The organism is Pseudomonas sp. AM8 (genome assembly GCF_036346475.1).
Classification (GTDB): Bacteria; Pseudomonadota; Gammaproteobacteria; order Pseudomonadales; family Pseudomonadaceae; genus Aquipseudomonas; species Aquipseudomonas marginalis.
The window spans coordinates 39,644-53,747 of sequence record NZ_JAOTNX010000022.1; the positions used below are offsets into that span (position 1 = coordinate 39,644).

Annotated in this window: 14 protein-coding genes; 1 reads left to right on the plus strand and 13 read right to left on the minus strand. The window is 63.2% G+C overall.

Going from position 1 to position 14,104, the window contains the following annotated elements; all coding sequences use genetic code 11:
• Positions 1-18 precede the first annotated feature (18 nt).
• Positions 19-573, plus strand: coding sequence for a hypothetical protein (locus V3W40_RS32770; RefSeq protein WP_330216408.1), 555 nt, complete (start codon positions 19-21; stop codon positions 571-573).
• A gap of 235 nt (positions 574-808) precedes the next feature.
• Here the strand turns inward: V3W40_RS32770 and V3W40_RS32775 are convergent, their stop codons facing one another.
• From V3W40_RS32775 to V3W40_RS32835, 13 genes are all read right to left on the minus strand, one after another.
• Positions 809-1,528, minus strand: coding sequence for an alpha/beta hydrolase (locus V3W40_RS32775; RefSeq protein ID WP_065924379.1), 720 nt, complete (start codon positions 1,526-1,528; stop codon positions 809-811).
• Positions 1,529-1,539: 11 nt separating this feature from the next.
• A complete protein-coding gene (gene cobF / locus V3W40_RS32780) occupies positions 1,540-2,295 on the minus strand; it encodes a precorrin-6A synthase (deacetylating) (protein WP_330216409.1) in 756 nt (251 codons plus the stop codon).
• Between the two features lie 45 nt (positions 2,296-2,340).
• Positions 2,341-2,895: a histidine phosphatase family protein gene (locus V3W40_RS32785; protein WP_330216410.1), complete on the minus strand. Its 555-nt coding sequence runs from the start codon at positions 2,893-2,895 to the stop codon at positions 2,341-2,343.
• Positions 2,896-3,013: 118 nt separating this feature from the next.
• The gene (locus tag V3W40_RS32790; protein ID WP_065939816.1) at positions 3,014-3,994 is read right to left on the minus strand and encodes a LysR family transcriptional regulator; all 981 of its coding nucleotides are present in this window, start codon (positions 3,992-3,994) and stop codon (positions 3,014-3,016) included.
• 51 nt (positions 3,995-4,045) lie between these two features.
• On the minus strand, positions 4,046-4,987 hold the full coding sequence (locus V3W40_RS32795; RefSeq protein WP_330216411.1) for a peptidylprolyl isomerase: 942 nt from the start codon (positions 4,985-4,987) through the stop codon (positions 4,046-4,048).
• Entirely contained in the window at positions 4,984-5,445 is a 462-nt protein-coding gene (locus V3W40_RS32800) for a YbjN domain-containing protein (protein ID WP_065924373.1), read from the minus strand. Before V3W40_RS32800 ends, V3W40_RS32795 begins: the two co-directional genes overlap by 4 nt.
• A 20-nt stretch (positions 5,446-5,465) precedes the next feature.
• Entirely contained in the window at positions 5,466-6,092 is a 627-nt protein-coding gene (locus V3W40_RS32805; RefSeq protein ID WP_027607530.1) for a hypothetical protein, read from the minus strand.
• Between the two features lie 18 nt (positions 6,093-6,110).
• Positions 6,111-7,811: a putative porin gene (locus tag V3W40_RS32810; protein WP_330216412.1), complete on the minus strand. Its 1,701-nt coding sequence runs from the start codon at positions 7,809-7,811 to the stop codon at positions 6,111-6,113.
• Between the two features lie 47 nt (positions 7,812-7,858).
• Positions 7,859-8,563: an energy transducer TonB family protein gene (locus V3W40_RS32815; protein ID WP_330216413.1), complete on the minus strand. Its 705-nt coding sequence runs from the start codon at positions 8,561-8,563 to the stop codon at positions 7,859-7,861.
• A gap of 3 nt (positions 8,564-8,566) precedes the next feature.
• Positions 8,567-8,992 carry an ExbD/TolR family protein gene (locus V3W40_RS32820; RefSeq protein WP_010211136.1) on the minus strand — a complete coding sequence of 142 codons (426 nt, stop codon included), beginning with the start codon at positions 8,990-8,992 and terminating at the stop codon, positions 8,567-8,569.
• A gap of 11 nt (positions 8,993-9,003) precedes the next feature.
• Positions 9,004-10,803, minus strand: a complete 1,800-nt coding sequence (locus V3W40_RS32825; protein ID WP_330216414.1) for a DUF2341 domain-containing protein — start codon at positions 10,801-10,803, stop codon at positions 9,004-9,006.
• A gap of 24 nt (positions 10,804-10,827) precedes the next feature.
• On the minus strand, positions 10,828-12,417 hold the full coding sequence (locus tag V3W40_RS32830) for a ShlB/FhaC/HecB family hemolysin secretion/activation protein (protein WP_323147276.1): 1,590 nt from the start codon (positions 12,415-12,417) through the stop codon (positions 10,828-10,830).
• Positions 12,418-12,476: 59 nt separating this feature from the next.
• Positions 12,477-13,070, minus strand: a complete 594-nt coding sequence (locus V3W40_RS32835) for a transposase (RefSeq protein WP_065926276.1) — start codon at positions 13,068-13,070, stop codon at positions 12,477-12,479.
• Positions 13,071-14,104 lie beyond the last annotated feature (1,034 nt).

Below are 14,104 nucleotides of genomic sequence, written 5' to 3' on the forward strand. Positions count from 1 at the left end.
TCACCCCTGGAGCGCTTCATGGCCACGTTCACCAAGACCGCTATCCTGCTGGCCCTCGCGCTGACCGCCGGCAGCGTCTTCGCCGTCGCCAAGCCGGCCACGCAAACCATTTCCACCTTGGGCGGTAAGTTCAACTTCAATCTGCCCAAGGCTTACGCCGCCGACACCCTCCCGGCCGGCAAGGCCGAGGACGGCACCGCTGATACCCAAGGCACGATGTACGCCAACCAGACCACGAAAAGCGTGGTGATCGTCGCCGAAACCGTGCGTAACGACGGGGTGAGCATCAAGGACAACGACCCGCAGTTCCTCGATGGCGCCGTGGCCGGCTTCGTCAAGGACCAGAGCGCTGCCCTGCCCGACTTCAAGAAGCTGAGCGAGAAGAAACTGACCTTCAAGGGCCTCGGCCTGCGCCAGGTGGACAGCACCGCCACCCAGGGCGGTGGCAAGACCTTGAACTCCACGTTTCTCGGCGGCTCCGGCAACCACTTGCTGGTAATCCAGGCGATCTCGCGGGCCGATGATACGAAGGGGCATGCAGAGCTGGTGAAGCAGATTACCGGCGGCAAATAACAAAGAGTCCTGACAACGCCCATCAAATGTGGGAGGGGGCTTGCCCTAATGCCAGTCAGTTAAGCGTACATCGCCTCCTGTAGGAGCGAGCTTGCTCGCGAAAAACGTCAACGATAACGCGTGCTTCCTGAATGAACGCGGCGTCTGTGAGTTTTTCGCGAGCAAGCTCGCTCCTACAAAAAGCCTTAGCTGACTGGCATTAGGGCAAGCCCCCTCCCACCTTTATTCAGCGCGCTCACTTCAAATTCGTTTCCAGCCAGGCCTTCAGATCCTGCACTTCCACCTCACTGACCGTGTGGTTCATCCCCGGATAGCCATGAAACTCCGGCTTCAACCCAAGCCCCACCAACACCTCATTCGCCCGCGTCGCCGACGCATACGGCAGTGCCTGGTCCAGGGTGCCGTGGCCGATAAAGATCGCCAATTTGTTCAAGCGCTCATCCGGCTTCAGCTCAGCCTTGAGCACCGGCAGCACGCTGCCACTCAATGCCGCAATGCCGCGCACCAGCTGCGGGTCGCGCAAGGCCACCTCATACGACATGATCGCGCCCTGGCTGAACCCCACCAGGAACACCCGGTCAGGCCGGGTGTGATACTTGGCGGTGGCTTTGCCGACAAAGTCCTTGATCAGCTTGGCGCTGCTCTGCAAATCAGCGGTCACACCATCGTAGTCACCGTCACCCGGCGCCTTGGTAAACCAGCGAAAGCCATTCGGCTGCACCGGCGTCGGCGCACGGGCCGACAGGTAGGTCCAGGTGGACGGCAGCGCGTCCTTGATGCCAAACAGATCTTCCTCATTGCTACCGAACCCGTGCAGGAAAATCACCAGCGGCTCGTTGCGCGCATCGCCCTGGGTCTGTTCCAGGTACGCCAGCGGCAAATCGGTGTGCAGCTCGGAATCAGCGTGGGCAACGCCGGCCACCAGGGTCAGTGCGAGGGCAAGCAGTTTGAGCATGGGACGTTACCTCAGGGTTTGCGCAACAAGTAAGTGTCCATGATCCAGCCATTCTCCAGGCGCGCCGCCTTGCGCACCCGTTCGATCTCTTCAGCCACTTCACTGACTTTGCCGCTGATCAGGATCTCGTCTGGCGTGCCCAGGTAAGCACCCCAGTAAATATCCAGGTCCTGATCGGCCACCGTACGGTAGGAATCTTCCGCATCGAGCATGACCACCAGGGTATCGGCATCGCTGGCCTGCCCCGCCGCCAATCGACGCCCGGTGGTGATCTCGATGGACTTGCCGATACGGTTCAACGCCACCTTATGCTGGGCCGCCAGGGCCTGCACGCTGGTGATACCGGGGATCACTTCGAATTCAAAGGCGCAGCGGCCACTGGCCAGGATCGCCTGCAAGATGCGGATAGTGCTGTCGTACAGCGCCGGGTCGCCCCAAGCCAGGAACGCACCGACTTCACCGTCGGCCATTTCCTCGTTGATCATGCGCTCGAAAGTTGCCTGCTTGTCGCGGTTGAGGTCCTGCACAGCAGTCGTGTAGTCGATCTCGCCACGTACGCGCTCGGGGCAGTCGGCCTCGACAAAGCGGTAGCCGGGTTCGGTGATATAGGTCTCGCAGATCTCACGGCGCAGGTCGATCAGCTTGTTCTTGCTCTGGCCCTTGTCCATCAGGAAAAACACGTCGGTGCGGTTCAGCGCCTTCACGGCCTGCATCGTGATGTAGTCAGGGTTGCCGGCGCCAATGCCGATGATCAGGATGCGTTTCATGGGTTGCTCTCATTGCGGGGCGTGGATTTTGCCATGTTCACGCACTCAGGCGTGAGTTTCCAGGCGCAGGCGCCACACCGTGTTGAAGCGCAGTTCGGTGGCGGACAGCGGCTCGACGTCGATCCGGTAGAACATCGACACCGGGCACTGCATGACATGCAGCAACGCGGCGCGGATGACAAAGGGATGGGTGATGGCCACGATGTGCCCAGGTTGGGCCTCCAGGGTTTGCATCCACTGCGCCACCCGCCTGCACACCTGATCGACCGACTCGCCGCCATGGGGCGCACTGGCGCTGTTGGTCAGCCAGACCTGTAACTCGTCGCTGTCGAGATGGCTGAGGCGCTGGCCTTTCCAGCGTCCCAAATCGCCATCACGCAGCGCGTCGTCAATGACCGCTTCACTGCCATACAAACCCGCCGTCTGCCGGGCACGTACCTCCGGTGCGCAGAGCAAACGTGGTTTTCTCGGGTAGCGATTGGCCAGCGATAACGCCGCGCCTTGCCAGTCCATTGCAACGGACTCGTCATCAGCAAAGCGCCCCTGTTTTTGCAGGGACGTTGCGGCATGGCAGATCAAGGTCAGGCGGGTGGCTTGCATTGCGGGTCGCTGATACGCAGAGATCGAGGCGACCAAGACTGGCGCAGTTAACCCGATGACGCAACGCCTTCGTTCCCATGCGGAGCAAGGGAGCGATCATTGGCCGGGCACTGCTGCGCTAGTCAAACCACTCCCGCCGCCCCTCGAACGTACCGACGATCAACTCGACGATCATCTGCACCGCCTCGGGGTGGCGCACCTGCGCATTCACCGCCAGCCACACCTGGCGCTGCATGCTGTCCTCGGCCAGCAACCCCGGCAACGCCACCAGCCCCCGGTCGAAGCTGCTCATGTAGTGCGGCAGCAAACCGATGCAGGCGCCGCAGCGGATCATCTCCAGCATCAGCGAATAGGCATGCACCTGCACCACCGCCGCCTGGCGTTGTTGCACCACCTGGTTCCACGGCTGCAGCGCCTCGACCTGGGCGTCCGGCTGCCATTGCACCAGCATGTAGTCAGCCAGGTCTTCCACGCTGTCCGGGCGCGTGGTCAGGCGTGAATAGCGCTTGGCGATATGCGGCAGGTACCGCAATCGCGCCAGCGCCCGCGGCGGTTCGGTGACAAAGCTCGGGCCGGGCACCGGGCCGTCGGTGTCCGCCAGCCACAGCACCACATCCACGTCCACCGCCTGCAGGGACAGGTGGCTGTCGAGGGAGATGATCTCCAGGCGCACGCTGGCATTGCGGCGCAGCAAGGCGATCAGGTCGCGGCCGAGGATGTCGTGCAGGATCGGCTCGGCCACCGCCAGGCGAATCAGCGGCTGTTCCAGTACCGGCAGGCGCCGCTCATGGGCCAGGGCGATCAGTTGGGCCTGCAATTGCTGGCCGTCGCGGCTGAGCACCAGGCCGTTGCCCTGGTAGCTGAACAGCGCATGGCGCAGGTGCTCCTCCAGCTGGGCCAGGCGCTTGCGCAACAGGGTTGCCTTGATATTCAGGCTGCGCGCGGCCTGCATGAAACAGCCGCAGCGCGCACTCACCAGAAAGTAGCGGGCCACCTCCGGGTCGATCTCGCTGGCCAGGGCCAGCCAGGCACTGCGTGGCTCGGTAGGTGCACGGTAAGCAGTGGGCCCCTGTGGGGCAGACGGTTCGAGAAATGCCATGGGAGACTCCCTGTCTGGTTGGTCTGTGCATCCAATGCGGGTTGAGGCGTGTTACTCCAGCACTTTGTTCAACTCGGCGCCGTCGATACTCAAGGTCGCGGTGTTGAGCATGCCTTCCAGGTAGGCCTTGGCGATCTGTTCCTGGCGCTGGGCGCGCAGGGCCTGGGTCAGGCGTTCACGCAGCTCGTCCAGGGTGGCGGTGCGCGCCGGTTGCTGGCCGATGAGCTTGAGCACATGAAACCCGGCCGGGCTCTGCACCACGTCCGAGACCGCACCGACCTTGAGCCGCGCCACCGCGCCGCGCACCTCCGGCACCAGTTGCTGCAACGGCTGCATCCCCGAATCGCCACCGCGTGCGGCGCTGTCGGGGTCCTGGGAAAACTGCGTGGCCAGGGCGGCAAAATCAGCCGGTGCGGCCTGGGCCTTGCGGCTCAGTTCCTGGGCCTGGCGCCGTACGGCATCGAGGTTTTGCGGGTCATTCACCGCGAGGAAAATCTGGCTCACCTGGTACAACGGCGGCGTCACCCATTGCGCCTTGCCGCTGTCGTAGGCCTGTTGCAACTCGGCGGCGCTGGGGTAGTCGGCCGGTACCTGGCTGACCGACAGCATGTAGTCGCGAAACACGATCTGCTCGGCGGCGGCGCGGGTCTGCTGCTCCACCTCCGGGCGCTGGCGCCAGCCCTGGGCATCGGCCTGTTCAAGCACGGCTTTTTGCGCCAGGCGTGAGCGGATCCAGGTTTCCAGGGCGCCACGGTTGCCGCGCAGTTGCTCGCGGGATTCGGCCGGCAGGCTGGCCAGCACGCTTTTCAGCTCCGCCAGGTCGATCTGCTGGTTGCCCAGGCGCGCCACCGCTGGCCCGCTCGGCGCGGGATTGATCACCGGCGCCGGTTGCTGCGCCGCCACCGGGTCGCTGCCCGGTCGCAGGCTCAACGCCACGGCCACCACCAGCATAGCCAGCGCCCCCGCGCCGAGCATCAGGGTTGGCTTTTTCACAGCACTGCCGCCTCTTCACCCACCGCGGCAGCCTGCAACTGCGCGGCCTGCTGGCTGTACTCACGCAGGTAGACGATAAACTCCTGCAACAGGCGATCCCACAATTCCAGCTGGCTGCGCAGGTGCGTGACGCCAACCCCGGCCACCACCACGTCCATTTCCATCAACAGGAACTCGCCCTGCACCGACAACCGCGCAAAGCGCCGCGAGGCGTTCCATACCGGGGCCAGGCCTTCGGGCAACTCGCCCTGTACCCGCAGCGCGCAGCTGTAGGTGAAGTCAACATAGCTGCCCTGCTCCGCCGCCGGGTTGCCGAAGCGCACGGCAAAGCCGATGCCCTGGCTGGCGCTGAGCAACTGAACGATGCCGTTCTGTTCGCTCTGGTTAACCCGGTAGCCGGCGTCCTGCAACAGGTCGGTGAGGCTCTGGACGGTGACGCTGGTGATCAATTCGCTCATGGTGATCTCTTCCTTGTCTATCAGTGATTGGCGGCTGCCTGGGGCGCATCAAAACGGCTCTTGTACAGATCGTCGCCAAAACCCTGGGCCAGTTCCTCGAACTTGACCCGTGCGCTGCTGGCGAACGGCTGGCGAATGCTCATCACCTCGGCCACATCGATTTTTTCGTAGGCCGCGAGCAGTTGCTGGGCCACGCCGTACATCTGTTGATTCTTGACTGAACATTGCTGCACTTGTGTGTCACGTTCGCTTAAGGCCGCCTGCAGGCGCGCGCGCTCGGCTTCCTTGCCCTTGGCCAGCACCAGCAGTTCGTCATAGGCCTTCTTGAACTTGCCGATCTGCTCGTTGCTCGCCGCCACCTGGGCCTGCGCCTGGCTGTGCAGGCTCTGTTGCTGGCCGGCCAGTTGCTCGGCGGTGCCACGGGCCTTTTCCAGCTCAGCGGTCAATTGCTTGATTTGCGCCTGGGCCTGTTTGGCCTGGTTTTCGGCGGCCAGCCGTGCGGCACTGGCCTGGGCCTGTTCGCTTTGCAGCGCCTGCAATTGCTGGGTGGTGCTGCGCAGTTGCGTACGCAGGCGCTCCTCCATGCCTTCGGCCGACGCGCCGGTGCTCACCAGCAGCAGTAACAGCGCGCAGATTCGTGTGTTCATGTGGCATCTCCCTGCGCATCAAAAGCGCGTGTTGAGTTCCAGTTGCATCACATCGACTTCGAACGGCTGGCCATACACTTCGGAGGCGCTCAACCAACGCGCACTGGCGTAGATGTTCTTGTCGATACCGTAGTTGCCGCCAATGAAATAGCCCTTGGCGTTGGTGCCGCCCAGGTGGAACGACGAGTCGTTGAAGCCGTCGGGCAAGGCGTCGGGCTGGATGTACTTGTAGCCGGCCAACAGGTTCCAGTCGCCGCGCTTGCGCATCTCCAGGGCGCTGCCGAGGGTGAACGAGACCATCAGCGCATTACCGCCACTTTCAAACTGGCCGTTGCTGTTGATGTTGTTGACGATCTCGCCTTCGCTGCGCTTGAGCATCTCGCCCTTGTCGTAGGCCAGGTTGTGAATGAAGTTGGCCTGGCTGCGCAGCTTGAAGTCGCTGGGCAGTTCGCTGTCCCAGACCAGGTTGAGGTCCAGCACATCGAACTTGGACGCCAGGCCTACGTACTGCGGGTCGGGTGTGCGCGCAGGATCCGCCGGGTTGGTGGTGTTGTTGCGCAGGTTGAACACCGTGTTGCCTTTCTGCATGAAGGCCACGCGCGTGCCGTCGGTGTCGCAACCTGCCGCGCCCTGCCAGGTGGAGCAAGGGCTGGAGCGCTCGCCTTCGATGTCCTGGAACTGGTAATAAGCCGCGGCGAGTTTGAGGCGGTTGCTGCGGTTGATCTTCCAATCCGCGCCGATCTGCCCGCCAAACAGCCATTTGGTGTCGCTGTCTTCCTTGTCGATACCATTGGTGCTGGCGGTGTCGGAGGTGTACTCCACCGGGAAGGCGCCAAGGGTACCGAACAGGCCCCACTCGCTGTTGAGGCTATGGTTGAAGATCGCCGCCACGCCGTCGAAGTTGAGGTCGTTGGAATACATCATGTCGGTGGAATAGAACGGGTTGCCGATGCGCCCGGCGGTCAACGTCATGTAGTCGGTGGTTTTCCAGCTCAGATAACCCTGGTCGAGCCAGATGTCCTTTTTGCCAAAGCCGCCGCCCAGGGTCTGGGTGGTGGACACCGGGTTATTGTCGGAGCCGGTGGCGATGCGAATGCCGGCGGTCCATTCCGGCGAAATCACCGCTTTCATGCCCAGGCGTGCACGCAGGCGGAACAGGTTCTCGCGGTCCTCGCGGGTGTTGATCAGCGGTGGGAACTTGGTGTTGGAGTTTTTGTTGACGTCGTACGGGCCGGTGTCATTGAGCTTGGCAAAATCGGTGATGTTGTTGCTGTTATTGCCCGAGAAGTAGCGCGACTCGTCGCGCAGACGAATATCGCCATCAAAGCTGATGCGCGAGATCCAGTCGGGGAACGTATTGGGCTGCGCCCAGTTTTCCTGCTTGGCGGTGGACATGACTTCGGCTTTGACCTGGTCGCGGATCTGGTCGCGCACCGCCTGCGGCACGTACTGCACGCGCACATCCCCAGGCGCGGTCGCCGGGCCGCTGGCAACCACCGGCGCGGCGTTGGCCTGGCGGGCCTGCTGGGCTTCCTTTTCGGCCTGGGCGATCAGCCCATTGGCGGTGTCCTGGGTCAGCACACCTTGCTGCACCAGCAGGCGGATCAGGTTGATGGTGACGTTTTCCGAGGGCGCAACCGGGGCTGCCGCCGCCTGCCCGACCAGGGTCGCGATGACCATGCCAACCGCCAGGGTCAGTCGATTCACGGGGGAAATCATGTGTACGCAACTCCTGTAAAAAACCGTAGGTAAGAGGTTTCGTGCAATCAATCCGGACGCCGGCCCTTGAGGGACAGGCGCATGGGCAGCGTCAGCGACGCCGGAGGTTTCTGGGTGGCGCGGGGCGCACGGATCAGCGCCAGCATCTGCGCGTCGGTGTCGGCATCCCCGCTGGACTTGGCCACCAGCGCCTTCGTCACCTGGCCGTCGGCGCCCAACCACAGGTCTATCTGTATCGCAAAGGCCTTCTTGCGCAGCTCCGGGTCTTCGCGCATCAGGCGCTGATAGGTACCGGCCAGGTACTGCTTGTACGTGCCGGTCCCCAACCCGCCGCCGCCACTGCCGGCCATGCCGCCGCCCTTGCCGGCGCCGATGTTGAAACCGTCGTTACCGGACTGCGCATCGCCGTCGATCTGCATCGGGTTGGCCAGGTCTTCATTCGGTGAAGGCGGTGCTTCCTCGGCCGACTTGACCTCTTCGGGTTCAGGGCTGGGCACCGGCTCCGGGACTTTCTCTTCAACCTGGGGCTCGGGCTCCTTGGGTTTTTCCGGGGGTGGCGGCGGCGGCGGTGGCAACGGAATAATCGTCGGCACCTTCGGCGCTTCACGGCGTACGCCACTCATGTCATTGGCCCACTGCCAGAGAAACCAGGCCGCCACGGCGCCCAGCAACAGGCCGGCGCCCCATTTCAATGGGCGCAACGGCGGTTTGTTCTTCACCGGCAATGGCGCGATCGGGATCTGTGCGGTCATCACTCAGCCCTGGCTCGGTTTGCCGGTGACCAGCCCGACCTGGGACAGCTCCAGCCGGCGCAGCAGGTCGAGCACCTCGATGACTTTCTGGTACTGCACCATCGCATCGCCGCGCACGATCACCGGGAAGTCCGGGTTCAGCGCTTTCTCGATGCGCAGGCGTTCTTCCAGCTCGCCGAGGGTCACCGGGTACGCGTCGAGGAACACCTGGCCGCCGTCATTCACGGAGATGGCCTTGGTCTTGGCCTCCGACAGCGACACCGAGGCGCTGGCCTTGGGCAGGTGGATCTGGATCCCCGAGACCTGGGCGGTGGCGGTGAGGATAAACATCACCAGCACCACCATCAGCACGTCCACCAGGGGCGTGATGTTGATGCTGTCGACGGCGGCATCATCGTCATCGTCGTGGGAGGCATTTACGGAAGCCATGGCGATTCTCCTCAGGCCGGAACCGATGCGTGATGGTCGCGGCGGTGCGCGGTTTCACTGTGCTGGCTCTCGCCGTGCATCTCCGCCAGGCGGGTGATGAACTCGTCGACGAATACGCGCATGTCGGCGCTGACTTCCTTGTTGCGCGTGATCAGGCGGTTGTAGCCAAACAACGCGGGGATCGCGACGAACAGGCCCATGGCCGTGGCCAGCAAGGCCGCCGCCATGCCCGGAGCGATGGCGTTGATGTTCACGTCGCCGGCCATGGCCGTGCCGAGGAACACCACCATGATCCCCAGCACCGTACCGAGCAGGCCGATATACGGGCCGCCGGCGATGGCGTTGGACAGGGTCGACAATTTGGAACTCAGGGCCTGGTTCTCACGGGTACGCACGCCGTCCATGGAGCAACGGATCGCTTCGATGGTCGCCGCCGACACCGACGAGGTATCGGCGCCCTGGGCACGCCGGGTACGGATCTCCTTGACCGCCACCAGGTACAGGCGCCACAGCGAAGAGTGGGTCAGGCGCTCAGCCAACTGCGCGTCGTCGGCATACATCTCCAGGCGCGTGCCGATCTGGGCGAAGTGCTCGCGGAATACTTCGTTGGCACTGCTGAGGCGGCTGACCTGGCGGTTCTTGCGCAGCATGATGACCCACGACTGGAACATCATCGCCACCAGCACCAGGATGATCACCCAGGCGTCCACCGGCACGGCGTTGAGCAAAAAGCCCAGGCTGCCGAAGCCGAAGCCGGACTGTTCTTCATCCACGCCGTAGGCCACCAGTTTCGACTCGGCGCCCTGGGCACTCGCATCGGCCAGCAACAGCGCGGCCGGGCGCGCCACCTTGGACAGGCGCAGCTCATCCATGGCCCCGGCGAACGGCAGGTGCGCGCTGCCGGCTTCCGGCAGGTCGGCGCCGACCGCCAGCTGCGTGTTGAACCCAGGCATGGCCACGGCGAGCGTGGCGCTTTCACGGCCATTCACATACAGCGTGACCTTGTCGCCCTCGGCGGTGAACGCCAGGTGCTGCCATTGGCCAGGGTTCAGCGGTTGGGTCGACACCGCGCGCTGGCCGTCGATCTCCACAAACGGCGAGCCCTGGTTCAGGCCCAGCAACAGGCTGTGGGCACCGTCACGTCGGGCCAGTACGATTTGCTCACCGCTGGCCTGGTCCAGGCGCAGCCAGGCGCTGAAGGTGAAGGCAGCGCCGGCGGCGTGTTGCAGCGACGGGCTGGCCGGCAACAGCAGCGGCTGGCCGCCGAACTGCAAGGCGCGGCCGATCACGCCGTCGATGCTCGCGCCGGTGGCGTTCAACGCGGTGTTGGCGTAGGCCGTGGTGTCCCGTGGCGGCGTCGCGTTGGCGCCATCGAAGTGATAGAGCGCGGTGTAATTCGGATCGAACGTCAGTTGGCCATTGGCGGTGGCCGGGGCCTTCTGGTTGCCGTAGTACATCCAGAAGTCCTGGCGCTGGCCGCCTTCGACCTGGGGCACATCGACCCAGATCAACGCCATGCCCATCAACGGGTCGAAGCTTTCGATCTGGTGATTGAACACGGTCTTGTCATCGGCACTCACAAAGCGCAGGTCGGCGCCGTCGTCCTTGACCCCGTCAAAGGTGAAGTTGCCGGTGTGCAGGCGCACCAACAGTGCGGTGCGGCCCAGGGCCTGGCTGATCGCGGCGCCCTGGGCGGTGGTGTCCACCGAAATCTGTTTGCGGTAGTGCCAATCGTCCTGCCACCAGGCATGGGCAGTGGCCGGGAGCGCGAAGCCCAGGCAGATCAACAGGCTCAGGAATAGGCGTTGCATGGGTGAAGTCTCCGGAAGAAAAAGTCAGAAAGTCGCCTGCACACTGAAGTGCAGTCGCGAGTCCTGTTTCTGGGTGTTCGGTCCATCGAGCAGCGGGTAACCCCAATCCAGGCTGCCGGACAACCACTTGCTCAAACTGGCGCGGGTGCCCAGGCCGATACTGGCCAGGCTGTATTCGTCTTCCTGCTCGGGCAGCGGGTCGTGCAGGCGCATGCGCGCGCCTTCGGCGAACGCATAGAAGCGCCACTCCTGCACATAACTGCCGAGGAACTTGGCCAGGGACGGCGTGCGCAGTTCCTGGGAGAGCAAATAGCCCTCGTCCCCGGTGCGCTCGGCCGCCAGGTAGCCGCGCACCGAGGTGGCGCCGCCGGCGGAATACTGCTCGTTGGACACCAGCGGCCCGGAGGCAAGCTGGAAAGCGCCCTTGGAGGCCGACTGCCAATCGTTGGCGAAGGTATAGGTGTAATTCAGGTCGCCCTTGAGCACGGCAAAACTGGCACTGGCCTTGTAGCGCTTGTAATCGAACTCTTCGGCGTCGCTGCCGTAGCCAAAAAATGCACGGGTGCCGACCACCAGGTTCAAGCCCAACCCCAGTTGGGATTGCTCGGTGTAGCGATAGCCGTTGTAGCCCAGGGTGAACGGCGCGTACTTGAGCGGCACCTGGTCGCTGCTGGCGCCGAACTTCATCTGCTCGTCGAAGTCCTTGAAGTCCACCCCGAACGAGAACGAGTTGGCCCAGTTGCCCGCCGCCGGCAAGCTATAGATGGCGGATACGCCATAGGAATGGCCCTTGCCCAAGACGTTGCTGCCGCCGATGGTGGCGATGTTGCTGTCGGACTGGTAACCGGAGAACTGCAAGGTCCAGCGTTCGTTCAGCGGCGCACTGTAGGAGCCCGACCAGACCTTGGCATTCTCGGTGTCCTGGGGCGCGGTGAAGTAGGTCAGGGAAATGCTGTGGCCCAGTTGCCAGAGGTTGTCGTAGCCCAGGGTGGCGACCGAGCGCAGCTTTTCGGTGTCGGCGCTGTAGTCGTTGTTCAGGCCGAGGCTGGCGTGCCAGGGGTTCTGGTCCTCGACCTGCAGATCCACATCCATGGTGCCGGGGCGCTGGCCTTCACGGACCAGTGGCGTGACCTGCCGGCCGGCACTGCGGTTGAGCCCGGCCAACTGGGTTTGCACCGTGGTGAAATCCGGTACCGCGCCTTCCTTGAGCCCCGGCACTTCCTCGCGGATCTCCACCGGCGAATAGTGCTTGGCGCCGACCACACGCACGCGGCCGACCTTGGTTTCGCTGACCTGCAGATAGACGATGCCGTCATCGACCTTCTGTTCCGGCAGCTCGACAAACACCGACTGGTAGCCACGCGCCTGGTAGATCTTCTGCAACGCATCGCGCGCGCCTTCGATATCGTCCAGGGTCTTTTGCGGGCCAAGGAACGGGTACACCGCCTCCTCGATCGTCGCCGCATCGAGCACGGTATTGCCGCGCACGAAGTACTCATTGACGTCCACCTTGCGCGCCGGGGCCTCACCACCCTCCTCGGCCCACACCGGTTGCGCCAGGACGCCCAGCGTCAGGCAGCACAACGCCAGCGTTGATTTGAACAGATGCTCCACACCGCCCCCTAACTGTCTAAGATTTTGCGCCGTCGCCGATTGCACGGCGTCTGGCCTGCTCAATTGCTGCTGGTCGAAAGATGGCTGTGCCGCGCCAGCCAGGTGTGCAGCAAAGCGAAGTTCAGGGAGAACTCCGGCATGTGCAGCAAGGCGCCACAGAACACTTCACCGATGATGGTCTGGATCAACTGCACGGCCTGCGGGTTGTTCAACAGGCTGGCGATGTCGCGCTGCAAAGCGTGGATGCTCCACACCTTCTGGTTCAGCTCCAGGCCGACGAACCAGCGGAACAGCAGGTTGTAGTTCAGTTGCTCGTGCAACTGCTGTTCGCTGGGCACCGAATACAGCAGTTGCAGCAGCAGGATCTGCACCACGGTCTGCGGCGCGATCGACATACCCGGCGCGGCCTGGAGCAGGTCGCGATGCTGCTCGAGCACCTCGTCGATCTGCGGGCGCAACAACACCAGCGAATGCCCCGCCGGGATGTAGCTGGACACTTCCTTCAAGGCGCCCTGCCAGTCGTCCTGGGAGACGATCCACACCCACGGCGCGCCGTAGCGGTACACCGAAACCGGCTTCTTGCGCGCAGCCTCGACGATCTTCGACAGGCGCTGGTCGAGCTCCTGCATGCCAACTTTCGAGTAACGTTCCATAGTTCCCATTGCCCCACTCCTGGCGTCCCGCTGACGGCTGGGGAGGCAGCTCGTGGCGGCCTCCAGCGCGTTACATAGGCAAGACGGAAGTGGCTGTGAGCTACCGAACTTTTGTCATGAAAGCTTCATTTTGGATTGTGAGGGGGGCAATTTTTCTGGGTCGGCATGTGTGGCCGTACTCGGTGGGAAATGTGGGAGGGGCGGTGCGACGATTCGACTTGCCCCGATGGCGGCCTCTGGGCCGACCATTTGCTGGGGTTGGAATGAGTACATATCCGTTGCTGCGGTAACGGCTGCCTATGGTTCCGCTCTTACAGCGGGTCACTTTTGGAAGAGCGCCAAAAGTAACCAAAAACGCTTCGCCCCACCACTCGGCACCTCGCCCAGGCTCGGTGTGCCCGTAATCCGACAGTGATTTGGGGGGCCGCCGCCACGCGCCATCCATGGCGCGGGGCGGCTAAACCGGCATCCCTGCCGATTTACCCCCCAAATCACTATCGAATTCCGGCCAGCGTGGTTAACGGGGCGCCTGAGATCAAGATCAAGATCAAAAGCAAGATCAAGAGCAGCTCGCTTCGCATCGTGGTGACCGTTGGGGCTACACAACAGTGTGAATGGAGCTGACCCCCCTGTTGTATCGCGAGCTGTTGCTGTTGCTCTGTTTTTGATTTTGATTTTGATCTTAGGCGCCCCGTTAACCACGCTGGCCGAATGCAGGTTTGAATCCGTGGGTAACCCGGCAGGACGCCGGGTTAGCCGTCCTGGGCCAGGGATGGCCCATGACGGCGGCCCACGGATTCAAGCCTGCGTTCGGGCATGCCGAGCCTAGGCGAGGCACCGAGTGGTGGGGCAAGACCTTTTGGTTACTTTTGGGGCGTTTGCCAAAAGTGACCCGCTGTAAGAGCGGAACCATAGGCAGCCGTTACCGCAGCAACGGATATGTACTCATTCCAACTCCAACAAATGGTCGACCCAAAGGCCGCCATCGGGAGCAAGTCGAATCGTCGCACCCACAGTTTTAACCGAGTCTCCCC

What these genes read in the sequence shown, in the direction of transcription:
- V3W40_RS32770 (WP_330216408.1), top strand. Translation starts at nt 19, where the DNA reads ATGGCCACGTTCACCAAGACCGCTATCCTGCTGGCCCTCGCGCTGACC.
- V3W40_RS32775 (WP_065924379.1), bottom strand. Translation starts at nt 1,528, where the DNA reads ATGCTCAAACTGCTTGCCCTCGCACTGACCCTGGTGGCCGGCGTTGCC.
- cobF (WP_330216409.1), bottom strand. Translation starts at nt 2,295, where the DNA reads ATGAAACGCATCCTGATCATCGGCATTGGCGCCGGCAACCCTGACTAC.
- V3W40_RS32785 (WP_330216410.1), bottom strand. Translation starts at nt 2,895, where the DNA reads ATGCAAGCCACCCGCCTGACCTTGATCTGCCATGCCGCAACGTCCCTG.
- V3W40_RS32790 (WP_065939816.1), bottom strand. Translation starts at nt 3,994, where the DNA reads ATGGCATTTCTCGAACCGTCTGCCCCACAGGGGCCCACTGCTTACCGT.
- V3W40_RS32800 (WP_065924373.1), bottom strand. Translation starts at nt 5,445, where the DNA reads ATGAGCGAATTGATCACCAGCGTCACCGTCCAGAGCCTCACCGACCTG.
- V3W40_RS32805 (WP_027607530.1), bottom strand. Translation starts at nt 6,092, where the DNA reads ATGAACACACGAATCTGCGCGCTGTTACTGCTGCTGGTGAGCACCGGC.
- V3W40_RS32810 (WP_330216412.1), bottom strand. Translation starts at nt 7,811, where the DNA reads ATGATTTCCCCCGTGAATCGACTGACCCTGGCGGTTGGCATGGTCATC.
- V3W40_RS32815 (WP_330216413.1), bottom strand. Translation starts at nt 8,563, where the DNA reads ATGACCGCACAGATCCCGATCGCGCCATTGCCGGTGAAGAACAAACCG.
- V3W40_RS32820 (WP_010211136.1), bottom strand. Translation starts at nt 8,992, where the DNA reads ATGGCTTCCGTAAATGCCTCCCACGACGATGACGATGATGCCGCCGTC.
- V3W40_RS32825 (WP_330216414.1), bottom strand. Translation starts at nt 10,803, where the DNA reads ATGCAACGCCTATTCCTGAGCCTGTTGATCTGCCTGGGCTTCGCGCTC.
- V3W40_RS32835 (WP_065926276.1), bottom strand. Translation starts at nt 13,070, where the DNA reads ATGGAACGTTACTCGAAAGTTGGCATGCAGGAGCTCGACCAGCGCCTG.